This is a genomic window from Streptomyces sp. CNB091, assembly GCF_000377965.1.
On record NZ_KB898993.1, the window covers coordinates 34,452 to 59,685 of the forward strand.

Genomic DNA, 25,234 nt, shown 5'->3' on the forward strand with positions numbered 1-25,234 from the left:
GGTTACGCAGCTCCTTCCAGCGTGCGGCCCGCGCCGCGGTACTGCTCCCAGGTCCAGCCGAGCGTGCGGCGGGCCATGATGCCGACCGCGTGCCTGCGGTACTTCGCCGTGCCGCGCACGTCGTCGATCGGGTTGCAGGCGCCGGACGCGAGGGTGGCGAACTGCTGGGCGATCGCGGGGGTGATGATCTTGCCGTTCTCCCAGAACCCGCCCTCTTCGAGCGCGGCGTTCAGGAACTCCTCGGCCTCCTTGGCCCGGACCGGGGTCGGGGCGGCCGAGCCGATGCCGGTGCGCACGGTGCGGGTCTCGGGGTGCAGGGCGATGCCGAACGCGCAGACGGCGATGACCATGGCGTTGCGGGTGCCGACCTTGGAGTACTGCTGGGGTCCGTCGGCCTTCCTGATGTGCACCGCGCGGATCAGCTCGTCCGGCTCCAGGGCGTTGCGCTTGACCCCGGTGTAGAAGGCGTCGATGGGGATCAGCCGCGTTCCGCGTACGGATGCGGCCTCGACCTCGCAGCCGGCCGCGAGCAGGGCCGGGTGGGCGTCACCCGCCGGCGACGCGGTGCCGAGGTTGCCGCCGACGCCGCCGCGGTTGCGGATCTGCGGGGAGGCGACGGTGTGCGAGGCGAGCGCCAGGCCGGGCAGCTCGGTGCGCAGGTGCTCCATGATGCCGCTGTACGGCACGGAGGCGCCGAGCCGCACGCTCTCCTGGCCCACCTCCCACTCGGACAGCTCACCGATGCGGTTCAGGTCCAGGAGGTACTCGGGCCGCCGGTGGTCGAAGTTGATCTCGACCATCACATCGGTGCCGCCCGCGATGGGCACAGCGGTGGGGTGCTCGGCCTTGGCGGCGAGCGCCTCCTCCCAGCTGGCGGGGCGAAGGAAGTCCATGAGTGGCTCTCTTCTTCTCAATCGGTTCGTTCGCCGGGGCTGGGGACGGCCGGCCCTCGACTGGCTCGTTCATGTGGTGTTCACGTGGTGTGTGGCCCAGTACACAAGCCCTGCTCCTACCGGTGCAGTCACCGAAACACTGAAGGAGTTGGCTGGTGTCCGTCCTCGTCTTGTAGATTCGAACGAATGGCGGGAATCAGTAACCTCGCCGCAATCAACAGATACCCGTATCCCTCACGGCTCCCCCCACCTCACGGCCTCCTTCACCCACTGCCACCCCCACCTGCTCCTTCACGAACTTCACCTGCTCCCCCTACGGAAAGATCGGCGGCGACGAGATGCGGCTGCGCGCACTGCTGGAGAACGACGCGCTGGGCCTGCGGCTGCTCGGCGGCGAGGACGAGCTGGACCGCTCGGTCCGGGGCGTCATGACGACCGACCTGCGCGATCCCAGCCGCTACCTCTCCGGCGGGGAGCTGGTGCTCACGGGCCTCGCCTGGCGCCGGGACGCCGCGGACTCCGAACCGTTCGTCCGGATCCTGGCGGGCGCCGGGGTGGCCGGCCTCGCGGCCGGTGAGGCGGAGCTCGGCGACATCCCCGGCGATCTGGTCGAGGCGTGCGCGCAGCACCGCCTCCCCCTCTTCGCCGTGAACGAGACCGTTGCTTTCGCGACGATCACCGAGTACGTCGTCCGCCAGGTCTCCGGGGAGCGGGCGGGCGACCTGGCAGCCGTGGTGGACCGGCACCGACGGCTGATGACCTCGGGCCCGGCGGGCGGCGGCCCCGAGGTGGTCCTGGACCTCCTCACCTCCGACCTGGACCTGCGGGCCTGGGTCCTCTCCCCCACCGGCCGCCAGATCGCGGGGGCGGGCGCCCCGCTGCCCGGACCGCTGGGCGCGGCGCTGGCCGGGCACCACCTGGCCGCGACCCGTACCGGCCGCCGGGGCCCGCACCGGGCGGCGGTCGCCGGCACGACGTATTCGCTCTTCCCGATCCGGAACACCGGGAGGGGTGCGGTGCCGGCCGCCCGCGACGTACGGGAGTCGGTGCTCTCCGACTGGCTGCTGGCGGTCGAGGCGGACGCCTCGGACTGGCCCGCCGCCCGGCTCGACCTGCTCCAGGGCGTCACCCAGCTGATCGCGGTCGAGCGCGACCGCCGCGACGCGGCCCGTACGGTACGCCGCAGGCTCGCCCAGGAGGTCCTGGAGCTGGTCCAAGCGGGCGCCGCCCCCGCCGAGATCGCGGCCAGGCTGCGGGTCGCCGCACCGGTCCTGCTGCCCGGCCTCGGCGTGGCCCCGCAGTGGCAGGTCGTGGTGGCCCGGGTCGACTGGAGCGCCGGGGGCCAGGCGGCCGCCGCGGGCGGCATCGCGAGCGGTCCGGTGGCCCAGGCGCTGCTGGAGGAGATCCTCGTCGACCCGGCGGTCAGCGGCCCCGACTCGGCCGACCGGATCGCCGTCGCCCACACGGGCGAGGAGGCCGTCGCCCTGGTGCCGCTGCCCACGGCCACCACCGCGACCGCGGGCTCCGGGGAGGGCGCTTCGGGCGAAGCCACGCGGGCGGACGTCGAGGACGCCGACGCCCTCGACGAGGAACCCGGGCTGCACGCCGACGCGCTGCTCGACTCCGTGCGCGAACCGCTCTCCGCGGGACTCGCCGACGACGGCCGGCTGACACTGGGTGTCAGCGCGGCCGTGCATTCCGCCGAAGGCCTGCGCGGCGCGCTGGAGGAGGCCCGGCACGCCCGCCGGGTGGCCGCGGCCCGTCCGGGGCGGGTCTGCGCGGCCGGGCACCACGAGCTGGCCTCGCACGTGCTGCTGCTGCCGTTCGTCCCCGACGACGTCCGGCGTGCCTTCACCGCCCGGCTGCTGGACCCGCTGCGCGACTACGACCGGCGCCATCGGGCGGAGCTGATCGAGACGCTGGAGGCCTTCCTGGACTGCGACGGGTCCTGGACCCGCTGCGCGGCCCGGCTGCACCTGCACGTCAACACGTTGCGCTATCGCGTCGGGCGAATCGAGCAGTTGACGGGGCGTGACCTTTCGCGCCTGGAGGACAAGCTCGACTTCTTCCTCGCCCTGCGCATGAGCTGACCTTCGGGCCGCGCGGCGGGGCCCGGCGGGCCCCGTCGCGCCCCGGCCGATTGTGAAATCTTTCACCTGACATTGTCCGGACCCCTTGGCCCGGCGTGCCAATCCGTGCTGAGATGCGCCGTACCCAACAGCACAATGGCGCGCTCGGGGAGGGCAATGTGGCGCATACCGCCATGTCTGGTTCCGGAACGACAGCAGATGACGATCCTCCGCTCCAGACCGCGGTATGGCGGCTGCGCTCACGCGCCTGCTGGACGGACGCGGCCGCACTGCTGGAGCACGACGCGAGCACGGAACCGGCAGCCGCTCTCCAGCGCACCGCGCTGCTGACCGAGCGGTGTCTCTACACGGGAGAGGGCTGGACCGACGCCGAGGACGCCCTGCGCACGGCGGAGGCCATCGCCCGCACCGACGACGAGCGCGGGTCCGCCGCCTCCGAGCGGGGCCATCTGGCGTACGCCTCGACCCTCCTGGCGGTACGGGACCGGGCCGACGAGGCGAGCGTGGCGCTGAGCCGGTCGGCGGCCCTGCTGGCGCCCGCTTCCCCGGCCCGGCCGCTGCTGGACTTCCGGCGCGGGCTGATCGCCCAGAACATCGCGGAGTCGCCGGAGTCGGCGCGCGCCGCGTTCCGCCGGGCGCACGCCGGTGCGGCGAACCGGGGCGACGAACTGCTCCTCTCGTCCACCTGGCGGCATCTGGCGGCGCTCGCCCTGCGCGAGGGGGAGCTGGCCGAGGCCCGGCACGGCTTCGCGGAGTCCCTGCGGATCCGGGAGGAGCTGGGGTTCCTGGTCGGTACGGCCCCGGCGCTGATCTCCCTCGCGAAGACGGAGGAGGAGCCGGAGGCGGCGCGGCTGCGGGCCGAGGCAGGCCGGCTGTTCCGGCTGCTGGGCGGCGTGCCCACCTGGCTGGCGCCCCACCTGGGCCCCCCGGCCCCGCGCACCGCCGGGGCGAGCTGAGGCAGCGGCGGCCCCAGCATCCCGGGGCCGCGGACACCGCCCCGCTCAGCCGTCGGCGCCGGCGAAGTGTTCGCGGACCAGGGCCTGGACGACGGCGAGGTCCTGGGAGACGAGGGCGTCGAGCAGGGCGGTGTGCTCGGAGGCGTCGGCCAGCAGGTCGGCCCGCCTGGTCGCGGGGCCCGAGACCAGGGGCCACTGGGAGCGCCGGTGCAGTTCGTCGGCGACGGTCACGAGCTGCTCGTTGCCCGACAGCATGAGGACCGCGCGGTGGAAGGCCCGGTCCGACTCGGCGTAGGCGGCCCGGTCGCCGACGGCCGCCGCGGTGACCGTGGCCTCCGCCAGCGGGCGCAGGCCGCTCCAGCGGTGCGCCGGGACCGTACGGGCCAGGCTCAGCATCACCGGGACCTCGATCAGCGCCCGTACCTCGGCCAGTTCGGCCAGTTCGCGGGGGCCGCGTTCGCTGACCCGGAAGCCGCGGTTCGGCACGACCTCGACGGCTCCCTCGACGGCCAGCCGCTGCATGGCCTCGCGCACCGGCGTGGCGGAGACCCCGAAGCGGGCGCCGAGGGCGGGGGCGGAGTACACCTGGCCGGGCACCAGCTCACCGCCGACGAGGGCGGCGCGCAGGGCGTCCAGGATCTGGCCGCGGACGGAGTGGCGCTGGACGACGGCACGCGGCGCGGGCGGCTCGCTGTGGGTGTGTTCGCCCCGGGCCGCCTGTTCCCCCTCGGCCGGTCGCCCGCCGGTCCGCCGGGCTCCCGCCTGCTCGCATCCGGCCTGCTCGCCCCGGGCCTGTTCCGGCACCCGGCACTCCGGCATCCGGCCTTCCGCCGGGGTGCGCGGGAACGCTCCCAGGGCGTACGCCGGACGTGCGCTCTCGCGCGCGCTGCCCTGCTCCACCCGGACCTCCTCCGCCTGCCACGGGCCGACTCGCGTGCGCCGGACCTCCTGTGCACGATAGAGGGAGGAGGCTGCGGTTCAAACATCGATGGCATCGGGTAAGGTAAGCCTTACCTGCAAACGATCCCGATTCGGTGGTCCCCTGCATGACCCTCTCCCCGCCGTTCACCGGCACCGCGACGTCCCCCGTGACCGCCGCGTACACCCGCCTGACCGAGGTGTTCCCCGGGCTGCGGGCCGACGTGCTCGACGGCGACGCCGTGGCCCCGTCCGGAGCGGGCTGGGTCGGCGCGGCGGAGCTGGCCGCCGGTGGCCCCGCCGTGGACGCCTTCCTCGCCTGGGACAATGCCCAGGTGCTGCGCGACTACGGTCAGCAGGCCCGTCCGGACGTGGTGGCGAGCTTCGGTCTCCACCGGTACGCCTGGCCCGCCTGTCTGCTGGTGACCGTGCCCTGGTTCCTGCAGCGCCGGGTGCCACGGATCCCGGTCGAGGACGTTGCCTTCCAGCGGGCGCTGGGGCATCTGACCGTGCGGGTCCGGGAATTCGCCTGCCTGCCGGACGACCCGGCCGCCACCCTGCCCGGGGCCCGGGTCGTCGCGGACGAGGCGGCGCTGCGGGCCGAGGTCCTGACCTCCCTGACCGAGCACCTCGGCCCGGTACTGGAGGGCTTCGGGCCGCGCATGCGGCGCGGGAAGCGGGCCCTGTGGGGGATGGCGACCGACGAGATCGTCGAGGGCCTCTGGTACATCGCGCATCTGCTCGGCGAGGAGCGCCGCGCCATGGCCGAGCTGGAGCTGCTGCTGCCCGGCACGACCAAGCCGTACGTCGGCACCGCCGGCTTCCGCGAGCTGACCGGACCCGACGGCCGGTCGCTGCCGACCCGGGACCGGGCGAGCTGCTGCCTCTTCTACACCCTGCGCCCCGAGGACACCTGCGTGACCTGTCCGCGTACCTGTGACACGGACCGGGTGCGGAAACTCGCCGCGGCTTCCTGATCCACACCGCCCGTCCGGATGACGCGGAATCGAACGCGACCCGCCTCGACCGAGCGGCCGTTCGAGAAGATTCCACCCATCGATAGCCTCTCCCACCCCCATGGCGTGCTCTTGTCCCGAAACCACCGGAGCGGGACGGGAATTCCGTCACGATGGCGCACGAAACGCCCTACGTGACGCAAGGGACCGCGCATGAGACTGACCGACATATCGCTTGACTGGCTGCTTCCGGGCGCCGTACTGCTCGTGGGGGTCATGGCGGCGGTGACGGTGGTCGCACGCGGCAAGCGTGCCGCCGGCAAGGCCGCGGCCGACGACTCCTGGGAACGCAGCGAGGAGCGCCGCAGACGCAAGGAAGCGCTGTACGCCACCGCCAGTTACGTCCTGCTGTTCTGCTGCGCGGCGGTCGCCGCCGCGCTCTCCTTCCATGGGCTCGTCGGCTTCGGCCGGCAGAACCTGAACCTCACCGGAGGCTGGGAGTATCTGGTCCCGTTCGGGCTGGACGGGGCCGCGATGTTCTGTTCCGTGCTGGCCGTACGGGAGGCGAGCCACGGAGACGCGGCGCTCGGCTCCCGGCTGCTGGTGTGGACGTTCGCCGGGGCCGCCGCCTGGTTCAACTGGGTGCACGCCCCCCGGGGCATGGACCACGCGGGCGCTCCGCACTTCTTCGCGGGGATGTCCCTCTCGGCCGCGGTGCTCTTCGACCGCGCGCTGAAGCAGACCCGCCGCGCCGCGCTGCGCGAACAGGGCCTGGTGCCCCGGCCGTTGCCGCAGATCCGGATCGTCCGCTGGCTGCGGGCGCCCAGGGAGACCTTCGGCGCCTGGTCGCTGATGCTCCTGGAGGGCGTCCGCACCCTGGACGAGGCGGTGGACGAGGTGCGGGAGGACCGCAGGGAGCGTGAGCGGGACCGGCTCCGCCGACGCGACCAGGAGAAGCTGGACCGGGCCCGTATCAAGGCCCTGAACCGGCAGAACCGGGTCTGGGGGCGCGGTGGACGGGGCGACCGGCAGCTGGACGTGCCCGCCATCGCCGCGGGCGGCGCGGCGCCGGCCGTCGCGGAGCCCGCCATAGCAGAGCCGGGTCAGCTGCCTCTGCGACCCCGGCCATCCCTGCAAGCCGTCGGCCCGAAGCGGGCGGACGGTTCGAGCTCGAAGAACCTGGACGCTTCGAGCCGGGGAAGTGACCCGCGGACCGTCGACCTCACCGCCGAGGACGACCCCCAGACACTCCCCCGGCTCGACTCGCTGGAACAGAAACTGAAGGATCTGGAGCAGCAGTTCGGCTGAGAGCGCCGTGCGGCGGAGGGCCCCTCAGGGGCTTCCGCCGTGCAGCTCGAACCAGACGACCTTGCCCAGGGCCTGTGCCTCCACGCCCCAGGCGTCGGCCAGGCTCCGGACCAGGATCAGGCCCCTGCCGTGCGTACCGTCGTCGGCGTTCGGTACGTACGGCGCGGGCAGATCCTCCGAGGCGAAGTCCTGGACCTCCACCCGCAGTCGGGCCGGCGTCGCCGTGGCGGTGACCACGGCCCCGTGGCGGGTGTGGATGAGAGCGTTGGTCACCAGCTCGCTCACCAGCAGCTCCGCCGCCTCGGTCCGCTCCTCGTCGGAGCTGTCCCGGAGGAACTCCCGCAGCTCCCGGCGCACTTCGCCCACCGCCGACCGTTCGGCGTGGCCCACCCTGCGGCGCATCCGGGTCGGCGGTGGCCCCTCGCCCGGTCTCCGGCCACGGGGGCCACGCCCCTCGATGACCGCGGTCCTTCTCTGACGCTTCGCCATTTCCCCCGCCCGCACAGTGGACCGACCTCCTCTGATCCGGCCGCTCGTCGAACAGCCTCACGAGATGCATGCCCCTGTACGTACACGGTCACGCTTGTCGACTCGTCAAGAGGTGAACGGTCAGGAGCGGCGAGGGGCGCACGGAACATCCCACCCGCGCACGCCATCACCGCGTAGGCGCAGCTCCGGTCAACGTGCGGCCCGTGCACCTGAGTTGGCATGGGCACCGGCCCCACGGGGTCGGGCCGGCCCCCGCCGACTCAAGGACGGGGAACGTTACGGAGGTTGGAGCGGGCCATCTGGAGCATCCGGCCCACTCCGCCGTCGAGCACGATCTTGCTCGCGGAGAGCGCGAAGCCGGTGACCATGTCCGCGCTGATCTTCGGCGGGATGGAGAGCGCGTTCGGGTCGGTGACCACGTCGACGAGCGCGGGTCCCTTGTGCTTGAAGGCGTCCTTGAGCGCGCCCTGCAACTGCTTGGGCTTCTCCACGCGTACGCCGTAGGCGCCGGCCGCACGGGCGATGGCGGCGTAGTCGGTGTTCGCGTGTCCCGTCCCGTACGACGGCAGGCCCGCCACCAGCATCTCCAACTCGACCATGCCGAGCGAGGAGTTGTTGAACAGGACGACCTTCACCGGCAGGTCGTGCTGGACCAGGGTGAGGAAGTCGCCCATCAGCATGGAGAATCCGCCGTCCCCGGACATCGCGACGACCTGCCGGTTACGGTCGGTGAACTGGGCGCCGATCGCCTGCGGCAGGGCGTTGGCCATCGAGCCGTGGCTGAACGAACCGATCACCCGCCGCTTGCCGTTGGGCGTCAGATAGCGGGCGGCCCACACGTTGTTCATGCCGGTGTCGACGGTGAACACGGCGTCCTCGTCGGCCATCTCGTCCAGCACCGAGGCGACGTACTCGGGGTGGATCGGGACGTGCTTGTCGACCTTGCGGGTGTAGGCCTTGACCACGCCCTCCAGGGCGTTCGCGTGCTTCTTCAGCATCCGGTCGAGGAACTTGCGGTCGGACTTGGGCTTCACCCGGGGCGTCAGGCAGCGCAGCGTCTCACGCACATCGCCCCAGACCGCGAGGTCGAGCTTGGAGCGGCGGCCGAGGTGCTCGGGGCGCACATCGACCTGGACGATCTTCACGTCGTCCGGGAGGAAGGCGTTGTACGGGAAGTCCGTGCCGAGCAGGACGAGGAGGTCGCACTCGTTGGTCGCCTCGTACGCGGCGCCGTAGCCGAGCAGCCCGCTCATCCCGACGTCGTACGGGTTGTCGTACTGGATCCACTCCTTGCCGCGCAGCGCGTGCCCGACCGGGGACTTGATCTTCTCGGCGAACTCCATGACCTCGGCGTGCGCCCCGGCCGTGCCGCTGCCGCAGAACAGTGTCACCCGTTTGGCCTCGTCGACCATGCGGCAGAGCTTGTCGATCTCGTCGTCGCCGGGCCGTACGGTCGGCCGTGCGGTGACGAGGGCGTGCTCGATGCTCTTCTCGGGGGCGGGCTTGGAGGCGATGTCGCCCGGCATCGAGACGACGCTGACGCCGCCGCGCCCGATGGCGTGCTGGATCGCCGTCTGGAGCAGCCTCGGCATCTGCTCCGGGTTGGAGATCATCTCGTTGTAGTGGCTGCACTCCTGGAACAGCAGCTCCGGATGGGTCGCCTGGAAGTAGCCGAGACCGATCTCGCTGGAGGGGATGTGCGAGGCGAGGGCCAGCACCGGGGCCATCGAGCGGTGCGCGTCGTACAGGCCGTTGATGAGGTGCAGGTTGCCCGGCCCGCAGGAGCCGGCGCAGGCCGCGAGCTCGCCGGTCACCTGCGCCTCCGCACCGGCCGCGAAGGCGGCGGTCTCCTCGTGGCGGACGGGGATCCAGTCGATGGCCGGGTTACGCCGGATGGCGTCCACGACGGGGTTCAGGCTGTCGCCGACGACGCCGTACAGGCGTTTGACGCCTGCCCTGGCGAGGATGTCGACGAACTGCTCCGCCACGTTCTGCTTGGCCATGGGTGCGCGCCCTTTCCTTGCCCGTGCTCCGTGCACTTCGGTTGTCCGGACTCCGGAGCCCGAAACACCGTGTCGCCCGGCTCCGGAATCCATCAACCCACGGTGTGCGCGGTTACGCCTCCCAGACCGCGGCGCAGGTGCGGTCGTCGGCGTACCCCTTGATCCGGAGCTGGGTGTCGGCGAGGAAGGCGGGCAGTCCGGGCGGTCCGGCGCTCCCCCAGCGCTCGGCGAGCTCGCCGGGGAGCGCCGGCTCGCCGCGCATCGGCTCGGCGAGTCCGTCGCTGCACAGCAGCAGCGTGTCGCCGGGGCGCGCCACGGAGGCCCGGAAGCGGAAGGGCTCGGCGGGCTGCCGGACGGGGCCGTCCGCGTGCGGGGACGGAGGTGTGGCGATCTGGAGATCCATGGTCAGCCGGTCCCCGTCCGGACCCTCCTCCTCCTCATCACCCGCCGACGGGCCGCCGCCCTCCGGGACGTGGGGCTCCAGGTCCTGCCAGCGTCCGTCGCGGAGGCGGAAGAGGCCGCCGCTGCCGACGCCGAAGAAGACCCGGGTGCGGCAGTCCGGGTCGGCAGGCAGCAGGAGGCACCGGAGGCTCGCGGTGTACGCGTCCGGTGCCACGCCGAGTTCGGCGGCGCGGGCGCGCAGCTTGCCGTACGTACGGTCGGTGAGCCGGTGCAGCCCGGCCCTCAGGTCGTCCCGGCGGCCCGCTCTTATGTCCTCGGAGAGCCGGAGATGGCTGCGGGCGACGGCACCGCCGATCCAGCGGCAGGCGTCGGCCGCGGCGAGGTGCGCCGCTTCGCCGGCCCGGTCGCCGCCGGCCACGGCGACGAGGACGAGGGCGCTCTCGGCCGCGCCGAAGCGGGCGGTGAGCAGCCCGTCGCGCCGGGGTTCTCCGCGGAAGCGGGCGGAGTCACCGCGTACGGAGGCGGTGCGCAGGGTGTACGTTCCGTACCGCGCGCCGTCCAGGACGGTGTCGGGGGCGAGGCCGTCCAGGTTCTCCGAGGTGGCGGAGGGCAGGGCGGCGGGCTCGGCGTCGTAGGTCGGCGGCCGGTCCCCGAGGTGCCCGACGGACGGCCGGCCGCCGGTCGCTTCGTCGTCGGCGGGATCCGGCGGAAGTGCGTGCAGGGCGCTGGGGTCGGGCGCGAGGGCGGGCGCGGGCGCTTCCGGCACGCGCGGCGCGGCGAACGTCCGGGGCCCCGGCTGCCCGACGGGCGCCTCCCAGGGGGCGGGAACGGCGGTGGTGCGGGGGGCGGCCGGCTCCGGCTGCCGGTCGCGCTTCGCGTACGGGTCCTCGTGGCGGTCCGCGTCCGGCTCCTCGTAGCGGTCGGCGTAGGGGTCCTCGTACGCGTCGCCGTACCGGTCCCGGACGGTCTCGCCCACGGGGTCCCGGTGGTCGCCCGCCGGGGTGCTCAGCGTGTCCGACACGGAGTCGAAGCGGTCGTCGAGGCTGTCGGCCGCACGGCCGGGACCGGTGTCGTACGCGGTCTCGTCGTACAGCTTGCGCCACCAGTCGTCCTCGTGGGCGGCGGGCTTCTCCCCCTGCTGACTCATGCCCCTATAGTCCACCGCGAAGGCGGCCCGAAAACGGGACATCGGGAAAATGTGGCGCGCAGATGGGGAGTGAGCGGCGTCCCGGCGTTACGGCCGTTCGTACGACCGGCCGATCGCCGGTTCAGTCGATATCGGGCGCATCGCTCTCCCCAGGTCAATCCGGCACGAAGCAGCCCAAGGGGCCGCATCCCGGCGGTAGTTGGTGCTGCGGTGGCGTCACAGTGGCAGAGGGGCCGGGGGTACAGGGGATGATGTGGGCGGCGGGTTTGCGCCGTGGCCTCTTCCCGCCACCCGGGACCCGTCGCAGGGGCGCCTCGATGCGCGATCACCACACCCGGGGAGGTCGGAGAATGCTGGGGGCCATAGGTCTCGACGAGAGACAGGAAACCGCGTACCGCGCGCTCGTCGCGGCGGGAGCCGCGGAGCTCGCCGATCTCGCGCACCGGCTGGCGCTGACCGAGGCGGACACCGAACGGGTGCTGCGGCGGCTGGAGCAGCAGGGCCTGGCCGCACAGTCCTCGGCCCGGCCGGGCCGCTGGGTGGCGGCGCCGCCCGGTGTGGCGCTCGGTGCGCTGCTGATCCAGCAGCGGCACGAGCTGGAGCAGGCGGAGCTGGCGTCCGCGCTGCTCGCCGAGGAGTACCGGGCCGAGGCGAGCGAACCGGCGGTGCACGACCTGGTGGAGGTGGTGACGGGCGCGAGCGCCGTCGCCCAGCGCTTCCACCAGTTGCAGCTGGGGGCGGTGTCGGAGGTGTGCGCCCTGGTGACGGGCAAGCCGATCGCGGTGACCGGGATGGAGAACGAATCCGAGGAGCGGGCGACGTCGCGCGGGGTGAGCTACCGGGTGGTGGTCGAGCGTGAGGTGCTGTCGACGCCGTTCGGGATCCTGGAGCTGTCGGCGGCGCTGAGCCGGGACGAGCAGTGCCGGGTGGTGGACCGGGTGCCGACGAAGCTGGTGGTGGCCGACGGGAGCCTCGCGATGGTCCCGCTGACCGCTCGGGGCGCGGAGCCCGCCGCTCTGGTCGTGCACGCCAGCGGTCTGCTGGAGTCGCTGATGGGCCTCTTCGAGGCGGTGTGGCGAGAGGCGATGCCGCTGCGGCTGGGCGAGGGCGGCGGCGGGGTGCGCGAGGACGAGGTCGGGCCGGATCCGACGGATCTGGAGATCCTGTCGCTGCTGTTGGCGGGGCTGACGGACGCCAGCGTGGCCAAGCAGCTGGATCTGGGGCTGCGGACCGTGCAGCGCCGCGTCAAGGGCCTGATGGAGCTCACGGGGGTCTCGACGCGGCTCCAGCTGGGCTGGCACGCGTACGAGCGTGGCTGGGTGGCCCGTACCGGGTCGGCCTGATACCGCGTCGGCGCAGGTCGACGCGGGTGGGCGGGGTGCGCTGACGGGCGGAGCGGGGCACTCTCCGGCAGGCTGGTCAGATGAGTGTGTGGCAGCTCGTCGCCGTGGGCCTGGTCATGCTGCTGGGCCTGGTCGGGGTGCTGGTGCCGGGCGTGCCGGGTCAGGCGATCGTCTGGGCGGCGGTGCTGTGGTGGGCGCTGACGGACATGACGCCGGCCGCCTGGGGCGTCCTGATCGGCGCGACGGCGCTGATGCTGCTGAACCAGGCGCTCAAAGCGCTGCTGCCACCGCGCCGCCCGGGTGAGTCCGGGGCGCCTCGCCGGACCTTGATGATCGGCGGGGTCGCCGGGATCGTGGGCTTCTTCGTCGTGCCCGTGGTCGGCGGGGTCCTCGGGTACGTGGGGGCCATCTTCGGCGCCGAGCGGCTGCGGCTGAGGAGCCGCGGCGCGGGGTGGGCGTCGGTGCGCTCGGTCATGCGGGCGACGGGCTACGCGGTGCTGGTGGAGCTGTTCTGCTGTCTGCTGGTGGCGGGCGCCTGGCTGGGCGCGGTGCTCTGGGGCTGACCGGAGCGCCCCGGGGCCCGGGTCAGCCGGGGACCGCCGCCCACGCCTGCTCCGGGGCCCCGGTCAGCCGGGGACCGCTGCCCCCGCCGCCTCCAGATGACGTACCGCGTAGGAGCGCCAGGGCCGCCACCTTTCCGCGCCCGGCGTTCCGTACGGGTCCACGTCGGGGTCTCCGAGCGCCCGCATCCGGATCAGGGCGGCGGTGCGGCGGCCGATCCCGGGCAGGGTCAGCAGCGTCCGTTCCGCCTCGTCGCGGTCGGCCCCGGCGTCCAGCCGCAGCCCTCCGTCGGCGAGCGCGGCGGCCAGGGCGGCGAGGGCCGGGTCATCGGCGGAACCGGCGAGCGCGTCCGGCTCCGGAAACACATGGGTGAGCCCGCCGCACGGCACGTCCAGCGCCTTCCCGTACCGCTCGACCAGCTCCCCGGCGGCCTCGCGCCCGACCAGGGTCCGCACCGCGGCCTCCTCCGGGTCGGCCGCGCCCGGCGACCGCAGCCCGGGGCGGGCGGCGACCAGCGGGGCGAGCCGGGGGTCGGCGGCCAGCGCCTCGTCCACGGCGTACGGGTCGGCGTCCAGGTCGAACAGGCGGCGCACCCGCTGGACGGCGGTGGTCAGGTCGCGGAGGTCGGTGAGCTGGATCCGGGCTTCCAGCCAGGGGCCGCCGGGCGAGGCCTCGTCGACCGCGACGAGCCCGGCCCCGTACGGCAGTCGCAGGGTGCGCCGGTAGACGCGGCGGCCGGGCGGGCCCGTCACCTCCTCGACCCGGGCGACCGCGCCGGCGGCCAGCAGGTCGAACAGGGCGGCGGTGGCGTACGGGCCCCGGTGGGCGAGCCGCAGCGGGATTCCGGCCCTGGTCCCCTCGCGGCGTGCGCCGCCGAGTCCCGTACCGGCCTCGGCGCGCAGGGCGCTGGGCGTGCGGGCGTAGATCTGCCGGACGGTGTCGTTGAACTGCCGGACGCTGGCGAACCCCGCGGCGAAGGCGATCTCGGTGACCGGCAGCCCGGTGGTCTGGAGGAGCACCCGGGCGGTGTGGGAACGCTGGGCGCGGGCGAGCGCGACGGGTCCCGCGCCCAGCTCGGCGTTGAGCTGGCGCTGGACCTGCCGGGCACTGTAGCCGAGCCGCCCGGCGAGGCCGGGGACGCCCTCGCGGTCCACCACGCCGTCGCCGATGAGGCGCATGGCCCGGCCGACGATGTCCGCGCGGACGTTCCAGTCGGCGGAGCCGGGCACGGCGTCCGGCCGGCAGCGGCGGCAGGCCCGGAAGCCGCCGGCCTGGGCCGCCGCCGCGGTCGGGTAGAAGCGCACGTTGGCGCGTTTGGGCGTGACGGCGGGGCAGCTCGGCCGGCAGTAGATGCCGGTGGTCACGACGGCGAAGAAGAACGCGCCGTCGAACCGCGCGTCGCGGCTGCTGACCGCCTCGTACCTGGTCCGTTCGTCCATCACACCGTCCAGTGTGCGGCAGCCGGGGTCGCCGCACTCGCGGTTTTCGGACGTCGAACCGGTCGCTCCGGGCTACCGCACCCGGCCGCGCTTGGCCTGCATGGCCGCGCGCCCCTCCGCGCCCTTGCGCTTCCAGTCCCGCAGGATCTCGGAGCGCACCCGGGCGTCGGTCTTGGCGACGATCCGCTGGTTCTCGCGGATCAGTTTGCGGTAGCTGTCGAGCCGCCGCTCGGGCAGGACCCCGTCCGCCAGCGCGCCGAGGACGGCGCACCCCGGTTCGGACTGGTGGGCGCAGTCGTGGAACCGGCATCGGGTGGCCAGCTCCTCGATCTCGGAGAACACCTCGCCGACCCCGGTCCCGGCGTCGTACAGGCCCACTCCGCGGAGCCCGGGGGTGTCGATGAGGACGCCCCCGTGCGGCAGGACGAGCAGGTTGCGGGTGGTCGTGGTGTGCCGGCCCTTGCCGTCGACGTCCCGGGCGGCCTGTACGTCCATGACGTCCTGGCCGAGCAGGGTGTTGGCCAGGGTCGACTTGCCCGCGCCGGAGATGCCGAGCAGCACGCTCGTACCACCGGAGACGACGGCGCCGAAGACGTCGAGCCCCTCGCCCGTGGTGGAGCTGACCGGCAGCACCTGGACCCCGGGGGCGATCGCCTCGACGTCCCCGACGAGGTGGGCCAACGTGACCGCGTCGGGCAACAGGTCCGCCTTGGTGAGCAGCACGATCGGTTCGGGGGTGTGGCCCGCGCCCCGGCCGTCACCGAGCAGGGCGGCGCCGCTGGAGCTGGAAAGGGCGAGCGCGAGGAAGCGCTCCAGGCGGCCGAGGTCCAGCTCGACGGCGAGCGAGACGCAGATGGCGATGTGGTCGATGTTGGTGGCGAGCACCTGCCCCTCGGACCGCTGGGAGGAGGTGGAGCGGACGAAGGCGGTGCGGCGGGGCAGCAGCGTACGGACGAAGCGCGGATCGCCGCCGGCGTCGAGCGCCACCCAGTCACCGGTGCAGACGATCCGCATGGGGTCACGGGGCACGACGAACGCGGTGTCGGCGCGGACGGTGCCGTCGGCGGTGATCACGTCGCACTGACCGCGGTCCACGCGCACGACGCGTCCCGGCACGAGCCCCTGCTCGGCGTACGGGGAGAAGGCGGCCGCCCAGTCCTCGTCCCAGCCGTACGGAGTCAGCGGGTGCGAGGAGGAACGAGCGGTGAGGAACGAGAAAGACAAGGGAAACCCTTCACAGGGTGGCCCCGGCGCGCGCGCTCGGCGCGGGAGTGAGGGAAGTCGGTCAGCCGGTGGCCACGGGGATGAGGACGATGCTCTTCCGGTTGTGGGCAGTGCCCATCGCAACGACAGTCATCAATGTCCTCACCTCCTGGTTCTTTCCGCTTCCATGCCGCGGGCGTCATGGCGACGCCCGGAACAGTGGCCAGATTAGCCGGACCTCAGGGAGCGGCGTCAACAGCTTTTCCGCGCACCTCCGATGGAGGCGGCCCGGCCGGGGTGTTCGCCGGAGTTGGGCACAGATCTCCCTCGATCGGGTGATACGCATGCATAGAGCCTGGTCCGGGGCCGTTAGGGTGCCGAGCATGACCACACCCCAGGCCTCCACCGGCACGTTCACTCAGGCCCAGTTGGGCACGCAGATCCTGATCGGCTGGAGCGGCCGGCAGCCCGACGCCGACCAGGACACCGCCTTCCTCCTCGCCTATTCGCTGGGCGACGGGCAGGACGGCCCGGTGGTCGGCCGCGAGGCCATGCGCGCCATGCTGGAGCGCGCGGGCCTCCGCGTCGGCGGCCCGATCCAGGACGCGGGCGAGACCCCGGCCATCCAGGCGAAGCTCCTCGTCCAGGCGGGGCAGGCCGTCCTGACGCTTCCTCACCTCTCGGCGCAGTACCCGGCCCCCGAGGAGTGGCTGGCCGCCGCGCAGGCACAGGGCCAGGTGTACGGGATGTTCGCCACCAGCCCCTGGCCGGACGCCGTGCCCGGGCAGCCGGTCAGCGAGGACCGGCTGCGGGCCTTCGCCACCGACGTGGAGGTCGTCCGCACCGCCGCCCACTGCCTGCTCCCGGTCCGCTCCCTGGGCTGAGGAGCCCTTCCGCCGCCCCGGACACACGACGAGGCCCACCACCCCCGTGGAGTGGTGGGCCTCACCCGTACGGTGCGCGACGCGCGGCGCCCGAGGGGGCCGTTGCCGCGAAACGGGGACGGGCGGCCCGGAGTGTGATCTCCGGACCGCCCGCACTCAACACCTCAGGCTGTGGTGCGTCAGTTGTTGCCGACGCCGTTGCCCGAGAGGACCGGGATGTCGTCCAGGATGTGCGACAGCGGCTCGTCGCCCTTGGCCTGGGTGGAGTTGTCGGTGCACTGCTGGTTCTGCGGGTTGGACAGGACGTTGATGTCCTGGGCCGTGATCGGCACGACGCCGATGAGCGAACCGACGTTGGCCTTGAGGGGCAGGCCGACGCAGAGCTTGTTCAGGGTGCCCTGGACGAGCTGGTTCTGCGGGCTCCAGTTGCCCTCCGTCTCGGCGTTGCCGATCTCCGACTCGGCACCGTTGCCGTTGACCGTGGTGGTGCCACCGTCGTTGCCGATCGCCATGGCCGTGGGAGCCGCGACTGCGGACAGACCGAGCAGGGACACGGCCACTGCAGCGCCGGCCATCATCTTCTTCATCAACTTCACCTTTCGGAGCGTCCCGTTGTGGAACGTACTGATCAACTGCCACCACCCCTGATCGGTTGCGCAGCACCACTCAAATGGGTTCGTTCCGGCGCAAGGTCGACGCCACTCCCCGGTGCGCGGGGCCTCATCCTCCAGCGGCCTCCGGTCCGGAGCCCTCGTCCGACGTGCGCGCCGCCGGCACGAAACCGCCGCACCGGGGCGCCTGGTCCCGGTGCGGTTCCGGCAGGCGGCGAACGCCTCCGGCCGCCTGCCACTCGGCGACGAGCCGGTCGTAGATCGGTGTGCCGCCCGACGCGGGCGACCGCTCTCCGCCCTGGGGGGTCTGACTGTCGTACGGATCCATACGGAGGCCCTACCCGGCCCGGACCGGATCGTCAGCCGGCGCTGCGGCATCCGGCCCAACGGGACAACCCGGCCGGAGGCGTTGGCACACGACGAAGGGCCAGCCCACCCGGTCCGGCGAAGAACGATCGCCGTACGGCTGGACTGGCCCCACGCGGGTCGGCCGGAGCAGACCCGGTCTACCCGGTCTCAGTTGTTGCCGGCGCCGTTGCCGGAGAGGATCGGGATGTCGTTCAGCAGGTGCGACAGCGCCTCGTCACCCTTGGCCTGGGTGGAGTTCTCGGTGCACTGCTGGTTCTGCGGGGAGGACAGGACGTTGATGTCCTGGAGCGAGATCGGCACGACGCCGATGAGCGAGCCGAGGTTCGCCTTGGCCGGCAGGGCGATGCAGGGCTTGTTCAGCGAGCCCTGGATCAGCGCGAACTGCGGGCTCCAGTCACCGTGGGTCTCGGAGTTGCCGTACGCCTGCGAGGCGCCGTTGCCGTTGACCGTGGTGGTGCCGCCGTCGTTGGCGATGGCCATGGCGGGTGCGGCGGCAGCGGCGGAGACACCGACGATCGAGGCGGCAACGGCGGCCGAGGCCATGATCTTCTTGAACATGAAGGAGCCCTTCTGAGGGAGTGATACGGATCGGTGAAAGAACCAAATGGAAAGGGTGTGCTGCGGCGGTCAGCCGCCGAGGGGAACTCCGCCCAGCAGCGGAGCGGCGCCCTCGGCCACCCCGGTTGCCTGGCCCGCCAGCTTGCCGACCGTGCCGTCCTTCGAGACCGTCTCGGCGGTCTCGGCGACCGCGCCCACCACCGGGTCCACGACCTGCGGGGCGCTGGCCATCACCTGGTTGAGGCCGCTGTCGAGGCTGAAGTTGGGGGCCGTGGGCGTAGTGACGGCGAAGGCGGGGGCGGCCGCTCCGAGGGCAGCCACGGAACCGGCAACAAGGGCGGCGGTCTTCGCGTACTTCACTTTTCTGGTTCCCTTCTGCGCGGCATCTGTTTCGGTCACGTTCCCGTGCCGCACACAAGCTTTCTTTACCTGTGACTTCTGCCGCTTTCTCCCTGATCAACGATCCGGTCGCATGCGGGAAACTGCGGTGGGACGACTTTCTCCGGCGCCTTCCGCGATTCCGATCCCCCTAAGGGCTGCGAAAGGGTCCAGGACGGTATCCACCGTCCGGGGCCCACCGATTGCGGGCACGGGGCCCGGCCGCCCAGGGGGTTACTTGTTGATGCGGGGAAACCCGTGCGCGTGTCCCGGAACGGCGACGGGCCCGAGCCGCTCGGTGGAGGAACTCCGAGGACTCGGGCCCGAGTAGGGCGGCTGCGGATCAGTTGTTGCCGGCGCCGTTGCCGGAGAGGATCGGGATGTCCTCCAGGATGTGCGACAGCGCCTCGTCACCCTTGGCCTGGGTGGAGTTCTCGGTGCACTGCTGGTTCTGCGGGGAGGACAGGACGTTGATGTCCTGGACCGTGATCGGCACAATGCCGATGAGCGAGCCGAGGTTCGCCTTGGCCGGCAGGGCGATGCAGGGCTTGTTCAGCGAGCCCTGGATCAGCGCGAACTGCGGGCTCCAGTCACCGTGGGTCTCGGAGTTGCCGTACGCCTGCGAGGCGCCGTTGCCATTGACCGTGGTGGTGCCGCCGTCGTTGGCGATGGCCATGGCCTGCGTCGAGCCGAGACCGAGGATGGAGGCGGCGACAGCGCCCGTAGCCAGAACCTTCTTGATCACGATTAACCCTTCTCGTACCGATCGCCCCGTAGCGGAGCCCCCTGGTCAACTCGCCGCCCGGCATTAGGTTCTGCCCATTCACCCGAATGCCGGACGCGGGACCGCCCCCCCATATCTGTTCGTACGACCCCCTGTTCGTGAAGGAATTGCGCACACCCCTCCGGCGCTCCTCGCCCGAACGGGCGGACGGGCGGACGGGCGGACGAGGGCGAGCGGCTCCGAGGCCGTGGCCTCTACGGAAGAGGGCACTTCTCTGCCGTCAACACGTGCGATAGCCCATGCAGGTGGCGGCGAATCGTTTCTCTCCATCCGTGAAACGGGATGCTCGGGGTTCGACGGCACCACCCGTTCAGGTGATTACACAATTTCCACGCACATCCGAGTTTCCCACCTGAACCCGGGTCGTTATGGCAGTCGTCCAGCGCGCACGTCTTCATCACTTTCACCATGGCTTCACCGCAGGGTCCGGCTGTGCCGCGGCTCCTCCCGACGGCTGCCCGTCATCCCCGCGCGAAGCACCCACGCGAAGTCCTCGCGAATGTCCTAAGGAAGGGCAAGTAATGCGACAGGTCTTGAACAAGAGCGTTATCGTCATGGCGGCCGCATCCGGTCTCCTGGCGGCGGTCGGCGGCACCGCGCACGCCGACGCGTCGGCCGAGGGCGCGGCCGTCGGTTCACCGGGGGTCGGTTCGGGCAACGCGGTGCAGGTGCCGGTGCACGTCCCGGTCAACGTGTGCGGGAACACCGTCAATGTGATCGCTCTGCTGAACCCGGCCTTCGGCAACAAGTGCGTGAACGCCGACGGGCCGAAGCACAACCACCCGCCGGTGGACAAGCCGCCGGTGGACAAGCCGCCGGTCGACGAGCCCCCGGTCGACGAACCGCCGGTGGACGAGCCCCCCGTGGACGAGCCCCCGGTCGACGAACCGCCGGTGGACCAGCCGCCCGTCGATGAGCCGCCCGTGGACAAGCCCCCGGTGGACGAACCGCCGGTGGACGAGCCCCCCGTGGACCAGCCCCCGGTCGATGAGCCGCCGGTGGACCAGCCGCCCGTTGACGAGCCGCCGACCGGCACGCCCGGTACCGACACGCCCGGCTCGGGTACGCCCGGGTCCGGTACGCCCGGGTCCGGGGGCCCGGGCGCGCACCTGGCCGACACCGGTGCCGCCGACCTGGGCCTGGCCGCCGGCGCGAGCGCCGCGCTGCTGCTCGGCGGTGCGGTGCTGATGCGCCGTACCCGCAACGCACGGGACTGACAGACCTCCTGCGGGAGAACGAGGTCCGGCCGGACAGCGGGGACTGTCCGGCCGGACCTTTGCGTCTGCGCCTGCGGCAGTCGTTTCGACGTGGTCGGGTTACGGGCCCAGACTCCAGAGAAGGTCGCGCAGCCCGTCCGGATCTCGCCCCGAGCCGCTCTGCACGTGCCGCCGTTCAGCGGTGATCCTCGCGCACTGCACGTAGCCCTCGCCCGATCGGGAGCTCAGGCGGACGATGACGAAGGAATCTCGCCACTTCTCGTCCACACCCGAGCTGTCGAAGACTTCCCGGAACTCTTCCTCGTCCACGGAACGCAGCTGCAACGCCTCGTAGCGCATGGCGAGCCGCATGGCAGCGACTCCTTCGAAAAGGATGTCCACCCCTTCGCCCTCGGACTCGTCCGAGGCGGATCGAAGCAGAAGCTGCGAGTGTCCGATCCCGTACTTCCACACCCGGAACGTGAGGTCGGATGCGAAGATCACGGCAGCCGGATCGTTGTTGCCCAAGGGATTCCTGTCCTTCAGTCCGCGATGCGTTCGAAGATCGCGGCGAGGCCCTGGCCGCCGCCGACACACATCGTCTCCACTCCGTACCGGCCCTCGCGGCGGTGGAGTTCGCGGGTGAGGGTGGCGAGGATGCGGGCTCCGGTGGCGCCGACCGGGTGGCCCAGCGAGATGCCCGAGCCGTTGACGTTGATCCGCTCGTCGTGATCCTTCTCGCCGAGGCCCAACTCCCGGGTGCAGGCCAGCACCTGGGCGGCGAACGCCTCGTTCAGCTCGATCAGGTCGAGGTCGGCGAGGGTGAGGCCTGCCCGGTCGAGCGCGGTGCGGGTGGCGGCGACGGGGGCGATGCCCATCGTCGCGGCGGGCACCCCCGCGCGGGCGAAGGAGACGAGGCGGACGAGCGGGGTGAGGTCGAGGCGTTCGGCGGTCGCGGCGCTGGTGACCAGGCAGGCGGCGGCCGCGTCGTTCTGGCCGCTGGCGTTGCCCGCGGTGACCGTGGCGTCCGGGTCGGATTTCGCCATCACCGGCCGGAGGGCCGCGAGTTGTTCTGCGGTGGTCTCGGGCCGGGGGTGCTCGTCGGCGGTGACGGTCGTCTCGCCCTTGCGGGTGCGTACGGTGACGGGCATGGTCTCCGCGTCGTAGCGGCCCTCGGCGGCGGCGCGGGCGGCGCGCTGCTGGGAGCGCAGGGCCAGGGCGTCCTGGTCGGCCCGGCTGATCCCGTACTCCCGGCGCAGGTTCTCCGCCGTCTCGATCATGCCGCCGGGCACCGGATGGTTGACGCCTCCGGCGGTGACGCGGCCCCGGGCGAGCGCGTCGTGGAGCTGGAGGCCGGGGCCCTTGATGCCCCAGCGTCCGTCGTGGGTGTAGTAGGGGGCGGCGCTCATCACGTCGACGCCGCCCGCGATCACCACGTCGCTGAATCCGGCCCGGATCTGCATCGCCGCGTCCAGCACCGCCTGGAGTCCGGAGCCGCAGCGGCGGTCGATCTGGGAGCCGGTGACCGTGGCGGGCAGTCCGGCGTCCAGGGCCGCGACCCGGCCGATGGCGGGGGCCTCGCTGGTGGGGTAGGCGTGGCCGAGGATCACCTCGTCGACCCGGGTGGGGTCGACGCCGGTGCGGGCGACGATCTCCGCGATGACCTGTGCGGCCAGCGCGGCCGGGGTCTGCTGGGCGAAGGCCCCGCCGAACCGGCCGATGGGGGTGCGCAGGGGTTCGCAGATGACGACGTCGAGCGGCACGGCGGGGCCTTTCCTTCAGGGCGACCAGGGCGACCAGGGCGGCGGGAGGGGCGCGGGTGGTGGGGTGACCTTCGCATCCGGTGACTGAGCGGGTCCAATACCGGATGTGCCCCCTTTTCAGAGGCCCGGCGTCTCAATCGGTCCTCCGCCCGGTCCGCGTACGGGGGTCGGCAGGGCGGCCCGGGCGACGGCGAGCACGGCGTGCAGGGCGGCGGAGGGGTTGTCGGCACGCCAGGCGAGGGCCGCCTGGCGGCGGATGGGCGGTCCGGTGAGAGGCCGGTAGACCAGTCCGCTCTGCTGGATGTGGCGTACGGAGGTGACCGTGAGGGTGACGCCGACCCCGGCGGCGACGAGCGCCATGATCGTGTACGAGTCGGGGGCCTCCTGGACGACACGCGGGGTGAACCCGGCGCTCTCGCAGGCCTCGGTCATGGCGTCGCGCACGGTGGAGCCGGAGTTGGCGGGGAAGGAGACGAACGGTTCGTCCGCCAGCGCGCCGAGCGGCACCGCCGTGCGCCGGGCGAGCGGGTGGTCGAACGGCAGGGCGCACAGCAGCTCCTCCTCGTCGATCACCCGGTGCTCCACTCCGGGCCGGGTCACCGGCAGCCGGACGAAGCCCAGGTCGAGGGAGCCGTCACCGACCCGGTCCAGCGCGACGTTGGCGTAGGTCTGACCGGTCATGACCAGTTCGAGGCCGGGGTGTGCGGCGCGCACGGCGCGGGTGAGGCGGGGCAGCGTCTCGTGGCTGGAGGCGCCGGCGAAGCCGATGGTCACCCGGCCGTACTCGCCCCGGCCCGCCGAGCGGGCGGCCCGGACGGCGGTGTCGAGGTCGTCGAGGACGGTCCGTACGGGGTCGAGGAAGGTCTCCCCCGCGCCGGTGAGCCGGACGGAACGCGTGTTGCGGCGGAACAGCTGGACGCCGAGTTCCTTCTCCAGCTGCCGGATCTGCTGGCTCAGGGGCGGCTGTGCCATCCGGAGGCGTTGGGCGGCCCGGCCGAAGTGCAGCTCCTCGGCCACGGCGAGGAAGGCCTTCAGGTGGCGCAGTTCCATGGACACCCCCTCGCTCCATTGATATGCCCCGGGTCTTGATCCGACCCTAATTCGGTATTGGACAGCCATCAATGGGTGCTGACACCGTGGGGTCCGCGGATGCGGACGATGAGGAGAACCGTGGACCGGACGGCCGGCAAGGTCATGTCGATGAGGGAGGCCGTCGCCGCCTTCGTCCGCGACGGGGACACCGTGAGCCTCGAAGGGTTCACCCATCTCATCCCGACCGCCGCCGGTCACGAGATCATCCGGCAGGGCCGCCGGAATCTCACGGTGGTCCGGATGACGGCGGACATCGTGGTGGACCAGATGCTGGCGGCCGGGTGCGTGACGCGGCTGGTCTCCTCCTTCGTGGGGAACTCGTCCGCCGGTTCGCTCGGGGAGCTCCGGCGGCGGATCGAGCACGCCGACCCGGAGCCGCTGGCGTTCGAGGAGTACAGCCACTACGGGATGGTGTGCCGCTATCTCGCGGGGGCGCAGCGGCTGCCGTTCTACCCGCTGCGCTCGTACGCGGGCAGCGACCTGCCGTCCGTCAACCCCGGCATCCGCAAGGTCGTCTCGCCCTACCCGGCCGCCGACGGGGGCGCCGAGCAGATCTACGTCGTACCGCCCGTCAACCCGGACGTGACGATCGTCCACGCGCAGCGCGCCGACCGCCGGGGCAACACCCAGGTCTGGGGGCTGACCGGCGTCCAGGCGGAGGCGGTGTACGCGGCGGAGAAGGCGGTCGTGGTGGTGGAGGAGCTGGTGGCGGACGAGGTGGTCCGCTCGGACCCGAACCGCACACTGGTTCCGGCCCACGCGGTCAACGCGGTGGTGGTCTGCCCGCGCGGGGCGCACCCCTCGTTCGCGCAGGGCTACTACGACCGGGACAACGCCTTCTACCGCTCCTGGTCCGCGATCAGCAAGGACCCGGCTCGGCTGCGGGCGTGGCTGGAGGAGTGGGTGTACGGCACCGCCGACCACGCCGAGTACGTGGCGAAGCTGGGCGAGAAGTTCTGGGCGGGGCTGGCGGTCGGCGAGGCGCTGAGCGAGCCGGTGAACTACGGGAGGCGGCTGTGAGCGAGCAGGACCCGAAAGCCACGCGGCCCGTCACCTCCTCGGAGTTGCTGTCGGTCATCGCCTCGCGTGAACTGGCCGGACGCCACGCGGTGTTCGCGGGGATCGGGCTGCCGACGCTGGCGGCCGAGCTGGCGCGGCTGACCGTCGCGCCGGGCATCGAGGTGGTGTACGAGTCCGGGGTCTGCGGGGCGCACCCTTCCCGGCTGCCGGAGACCATCGCGGACGCCGTCCTGATCACCGGGGCCGAAGCGGTGGTGTCGATGCCCGCCCTGTTCGGCTCGGTGCTTCAGGGCGGGCACATCGACGTGGGTTTCCTGGGTGCCGCGCAGATCGACCGGTGGGGCAGCCTCAACACCTCGGTCATCGGGGACTGGGACCGCCCGTCGGTCCGGCTGCCGGGTTCCGGTGGGGCGGTCGAGGTGATGGCGAACGCCCGGGAGGTGTTCGTGGTGATGCGCCGCCACACACCGCGCTCGTTCGCCGAGGCCCTCGACTTCTGCACCACGCCGGGGCCGGACCGGGCGCTGGCGGACGGGATCCGCCCGCTGGGCGTCGGCGTCACCCGGGTCGTCACCGAACTGGGCGTCCTCGCCAGGGAGGGGGTCGGCGACGAACTGCGGCTGGTCGCCGTCCATCCCGGGGTCACCGTCGAACAGGTGCGGGCCGCGACCGGGTGGGAGCTGAGGACGGCCGGCTCGGTGGCGACGACGGCCCCGCCGACCGCCGCCGAGCTGCGGCTCCTGCGGGAGGATGTCGACCCCGACCGCGTCTACCTCCGCTGAGGACGGCGTCCGCCCCCGTGGAGGCACCGTTTCTGTCCCCCGTCGGCCAACCGCCTCTGTCCCCGTCGAAGAAATGTCTCTGTCTCCCG

The 25,234-nt window shown here is 72.5% G+C and carries 25 protein-coding genes; 10 read left to right on the forward strand and 15 right to left on the reverse strand.

The genetic code is table 11. The features are described from left to right. Window positions 1-2: 2 nt before the first annotated feature. Window positions 3-893, reverse strand: coding sequence for an FAD binding domain-containing protein (locus D581_RS0108330; RefSeq protein ID WP_018956780.1), 891 nt, complete (start codon window positions 891-893; stop codon window positions 3-5). A gap of 338 nt (window positions 894-1,231) precedes the next feature. Here D581_RS0108330 and D581_RS0108335 point away from each other — a divergent pair, with 338 nt between their 5' ends. After that, a complete protein-coding gene (locus D581_RS0108335) occupies window positions 1,232-2,983 on the forward strand; it encodes a PucR family transcriptional regulator (RefSeq protein ID WP_018956781.1) in 1,752 nt (583 codons plus the stop codon). A gap of 173 nt (window positions 2,984-3,156) precedes the next feature. Then, on the forward strand, window positions 3,157-3,939 hold the full coding sequence (locus tag D581_RS0108340) for a hypothetical protein (protein WP_018956782.1): 783 nt from the start codon (window positions 3,157-3,159) through the stop codon (window positions 3,937-3,939). A 45-nt stretch (window positions 3,940-3,984) separates the two neighbouring features. Here the strand turns inward: D581_RS0108340 and D581_RS0108345 are convergent, their stop codons facing one another. Next, the gene (locus D581_RS0108345; protein WP_018956783.1) at window positions 3,985-4,839 is read right to left on the reverse strand and encodes a GntR family transcriptional regulator; all 855 of its coding nucleotides are present in this window, start codon (window positions 4,837-4,839) and stop codon (window positions 3,985-3,987) included. Between the two features lie 146 nt (window positions 4,840-4,985). On the opposite strand from D581_RS0108345, the gene D581_RS0108350 reads away from it, so the two are divergent. After that, window positions 4,986-5,834 (forward strand): (2Fe-2S)-binding protein, encoded by an 849-nt coding sequence (locus D581_RS0108350; protein WP_018956784.1) that lies wholly within the window; start codon window positions 4,986-4,988, stop codon window positions 5,832-5,834. A 192-nt stretch (window positions 5,835-6,026) separates the two neighbouring features. Continuing rightward, window positions 6,027-7,121 (forward strand): DUF2637 domain-containing protein, encoded by a 1,095-nt coding sequence (locus D581_RS0108355; protein WP_018956785.1) that lies wholly within the window; start codon window positions 6,027-6,029, stop codon window positions 7,119-7,121. 24 nt (window positions 7,122-7,145) lie between these two features. Here D581_RS0108355 and D581_RS0108360 read toward each other — a convergent pair whose 3' ends face one another. The 3 genes from D581_RS0108360 to D581_RS0108370 form a co-directional block, all read right to left on the reverse strand. After that, the gene (locus tag D581_RS0108360; RefSeq protein ID WP_018956786.1) at window positions 7,146-7,511 is read right to left on the reverse strand and encodes an ATP-binding protein; all 366 of its coding nucleotides are present in this window, start codon (window positions 7,509-7,511) and stop codon (window positions 7,146-7,148) included. Between the two features lie 359 nt (window positions 7,512-7,870). Then, window positions 7,871-9,613: a pyruvate dehydrogenase gene (locus tag D581_RS0108365; protein WP_018956787.1), complete on the reverse strand. Its 1,743-nt coding sequence runs from the start codon at window positions 9,611-9,613 to the stop codon at window positions 7,871-7,873. A gap of 112 nt (window positions 9,614-9,725) precedes the next feature. Then, complete coding sequence (locus D581_RS0108370; protein ID WP_018956788.1) at window positions 9,726-11,162, reverse strand: protein phosphatase 2C domain-containing protein; 1,437 nt, start codon at window positions 11,160-11,162, stop codon at window positions 9,726-9,728. 350 nt (window positions 11,163-11,512) lie between these two features. Between D581_RS0108370 and D581_RS0108375 the strand changes: the two genes are divergently transcribed. Both D581_RS0108375 and D581_RS0108380 read left to right on the forward strand, forming a co-directional pair. Then, a complete protein-coding gene (locus D581_RS0108375) occupies window positions 11,513-12,505 on the forward strand; it encodes a helix-turn-helix transcriptional regulator (RefSeq protein WP_018956789.1) in 993 nt (330 codons plus the stop codon). Between the two features lie 80 nt (window positions 12,506-12,585). Then, window positions 12,586-13,068 (forward strand): DUF456 domain-containing protein, encoded by a 483-nt coding sequence (locus tag D581_RS0108380; RefSeq protein WP_018956790.1) that lies wholly within the window; start codon window positions 12,586-12,588, stop codon window positions 13,066-13,068. A 63-nt stretch (window positions 13,069-13,131) separates the two neighbouring features. Here D581_RS0108380 and D581_RS0108385 read toward each other — a convergent pair whose 3' ends face one another. Continuing rightward, complete coding sequence (locus D581_RS0108385; protein ID WP_018956791.1) at window positions 13,132-14,505, reverse strand: DNA-3-methyladenine glycosylase 2 family protein; 1,374 nt, start codon at window positions 14,503-14,505, stop codon at window positions 13,132-13,134. Between the two features lie 72 nt (window positions 14,506-14,577). Then, window positions 14,578-15,729 (reverse strand): ribosome small subunit-dependent GTPase A, encoded by a 1,152-nt coding sequence (gene rsgA / locus D581_RS0108390; protein WP_018956792.1) that lies wholly within the window; start codon window positions 15,727-15,729, stop codon window positions 14,578-14,580. Between the two features lie 362 nt (window positions 15,730-16,091). Between rsgA and D581_RS0108400 the strand changes: the two genes are divergently transcribed. Continuing rightward, entirely contained in the window at window positions 16,092-16,592 is a 501-nt protein-coding gene (locus D581_RS0108400; protein WP_018956793.1) for a DUF5949 family protein, read from the forward strand. A 179-nt stretch (window positions 16,593-16,771) separates the two neighbouring features. Here D581_RS0108400 and D581_RS0108405 read toward each other — a convergent pair whose 3' ends face one another. The 5 genes from D581_RS0108405 to D581_RS0108425 form a co-directional block, all read right to left on the reverse strand. Next, window positions 16,772-17,179: a rodlin gene (locus tag D581_RS0108405; protein ID WP_018956794.1), complete on the reverse strand. Its 408-nt coding sequence runs from the start codon at window positions 17,177-17,179 to the stop codon at window positions 16,772-16,774. Window positions 17,180-17,312: 133 nt separating this feature from the next. Then, window positions 17,313-17,531, reverse strand: coding sequence for a hypothetical protein (locus tag D581_RS1000000141995; RefSeq protein ID WP_018956795.1), 219 nt, complete (start codon window positions 17,529-17,531; stop codon window positions 17,313-17,315). A 188-nt stretch (window positions 17,532-17,719) separates the two neighbouring features. Beyond that, window positions 17,720-18,130, reverse strand: coding sequence for a rodlin (locus D581_RS0108415; RefSeq protein WP_018956796.1), 411 nt, complete (start codon window positions 18,128-18,130; stop codon window positions 17,720-17,722). Window positions 18,131-18,199: 69 nt separating this feature from the next. Beyond that, window positions 18,200-18,490 (reverse strand): hypothetical protein, encoded by a 291-nt coding sequence (locus tag D581_RS0108420; protein ID WP_018956797.1) that lies wholly within the window; start codon window positions 18,488-18,490, stop codon window positions 18,200-18,202. Window positions 18,491-18,851: 361 nt separating this feature from the next. Continuing rightward, on the reverse strand, window positions 18,852-19,253 hold the full coding sequence (locus D581_RS0108425) for a rodlin (protein WP_018956798.1): 402 nt from the start codon (window positions 19,251-19,253) through the stop codon (window positions 18,852-18,854). 560 nt (window positions 19,254-19,813) lie between these two features. Between D581_RS0108425 and D581_RS0108430 the strand changes: the two genes are divergently transcribed. Then, on the forward strand, window positions 19,814-20,509 hold the full coding sequence (locus D581_RS0108430) for a chaplin family protein (RefSeq protein ID WP_018956799.1): 696 nt from the start codon (window positions 19,814-19,816) through the stop codon (window positions 20,507-20,509). Between the two features lie 99 nt (window positions 20,510-20,608). On the opposite strand, the gene D581_RS0108435 is transcribed toward D581_RS0108430, so the two are convergent. The 3 genes from D581_RS0108435 to D581_RS0108445 form a co-directional block, all read right to left on the reverse strand. Next, window positions 20,609-21,016 carry a hypothetical protein gene (locus D581_RS0108435; protein ID WP_032752616.1) on the reverse strand — a complete coding sequence of 136 codons (408 nt, stop codon included), beginning with the start codon at window positions 21,014-21,016 and terminating at the stop codon, window positions 20,609-20,611. Window positions 21,017-21,030: 14 nt separating this feature from the next. Beyond that, window positions 21,031-22,251 carry an acetyl-CoA C-acetyltransferase gene (locus tag D581_RS0108440; RefSeq protein WP_018956801.1) on the reverse strand — a complete coding sequence of 407 codons (1,221 nt, stop codon included), beginning with the start codon at window positions 22,249-22,251 and terminating at the stop codon, window positions 21,031-21,033. Window positions 22,252-22,368: 117 nt separating this feature from the next. Next, window positions 22,369-23,301, reverse strand: a complete 933-nt coding sequence (locus D581_RS0108445; RefSeq protein WP_018956802.1) for a LysR substrate-binding domain-containing protein — start codon at window positions 23,299-23,301, stop codon at window positions 22,369-22,371. Window positions 23,302-23,409: 108 nt separating this feature from the next. On the opposite strand from D581_RS0108445, the gene D581_RS0108450 reads away from it, so the two are divergent. Beyond that, window positions 23,410-24,363, forward strand: coding sequence for a CoA-transferase (locus D581_RS0108450; RefSeq protein WP_032752617.1), 954 nt, complete (start codon window positions 23,410-23,412; stop codon window positions 24,361-24,363). Then, entirely contained in the window at window positions 24,360-25,145 is a 786-nt protein-coding gene (locus tag D581_RS0108455; RefSeq protein WP_018956804.1) for a 3-oxoadipate--succinyl-CoA transferase subunit B, read from the forward strand. Before D581_RS0108450 ends, D581_RS0108455 begins: the two co-directional genes overlap by 4 nt. The last annotated feature ends 89 nt before the right edge of the window (window positions 25,146-25,234 follow it).

Coding starts and splice junctions, on each gene's coding strand:
- D581_RS0108355 (WP_018956785.1), top strand. CDS start 6,027: ATGAGACTGACCGACATATCGCTTGACTGGCTGCTTCCGGGCGCCGTA.
- D581_RS0108405 (WP_018956794.1), bottom strand. CDS start 17,179: ATGAAGAAGATGATGGCCGGCGCTGCAGTGGCCGTGTCCCTGCTCGGT.
- D581_RS0108350 (WP_018956784.1), top strand. CDS start 4,986: ATGACCCTCTCCCCGCCGTTCACCGGCACCGCGACGTCCCCCGTGACC.
- D581_RS0108365 (WP_018956787.1), bottom strand. CDS start 9,613: ATGGCCAAGCAGAACGTGGCGGAGCAGTTCGTCGACATCCTCGCCAGG.
- D581_RS1000000141995 (WP_018956795.1), bottom strand. CDS start 17,531: ATGGATCCGTACGACAGTCAGACCCCCCAGGGCGGAGAGCGGTCGCCC.
- D581_RS0108380 (WP_018956790.1), top strand. CDS start 12,586: ATGAGTGTGTGGCAGCTCGTCGCCGTGGGCCTGGTCATGCTGCTGGGC.
- D581_RS0108450 (WP_032752617.1), top strand. CDS start 23,410: ATGAGGAGAACCGTGGACCGGACGGCCGGCAAGGTCATGTCGATGAGG.
- D581_RS0108430 (WP_018956799.1), top strand. CDS start 19,814: ATGCGACAGGTCTTGAACAAGAGCGTTATCGTCATGGCGGCCGCATCC.
- D581_RS0108445 (WP_018956802.1), bottom strand. CDS start 23,301: ATGGAACTGCGCCACCTGAAGGCCTTCCTCGCCGTGGCCGAGGAGCTG.
- D581_RS0108385 (WP_018956791.1), bottom strand. CDS start 14,505: ATGGACGAACGGACCAGGTACGAGGCGGTCAGCAGCCGCGACGCGCGG.
- D581_RS0108330 (WP_018956780.1), bottom strand. CDS start 893: ATGGACTTCCTTCGCCCCGCCAGCTGGGAGGAGGCGCTCGCCGCCAAG.
- D581_RS0108415 (WP_018956796.1), bottom strand. CDS start 18,130: ATGTTCAAGAAGATCATGGCCTCGGCCGCCGTTGCCGCCTCGATCGTC.
- D581_RS0108400 (WP_018956793.1), top strand. CDS start 16,092: ATGACCACACCCCAGGCCTCCACCGGCACGTTCACTCAGGCCCAGTTG.
- D581_RS0108340 (WP_018956782.1), top strand. CDS start 3,157: ATGTCTGGTTCCGGAACGACAGCAGATGACGATCCTCCGCTCCAGACC.
- D581_RS0108370 (WP_018956788.1), bottom strand. CDS start 11,162: ATGAGTCAGCAGGGGGAGAAGCCCGCCGCCCACGAGGACGACTGGTGG.
- D581_RS0108335 (WP_018956781.1), top strand. CDS start 1,232: ATGCGGCTGCGCGCACTGCTGGAGAACGACGCGCTGGGCCTGCGGCTG.
- D581_RS0108375 (WP_018956789.1), top strand. CDS start 11,513: ATGCTGGGGGCCATAGGTCTCGACGAGAGACAGGAAACCGCGTACCGC.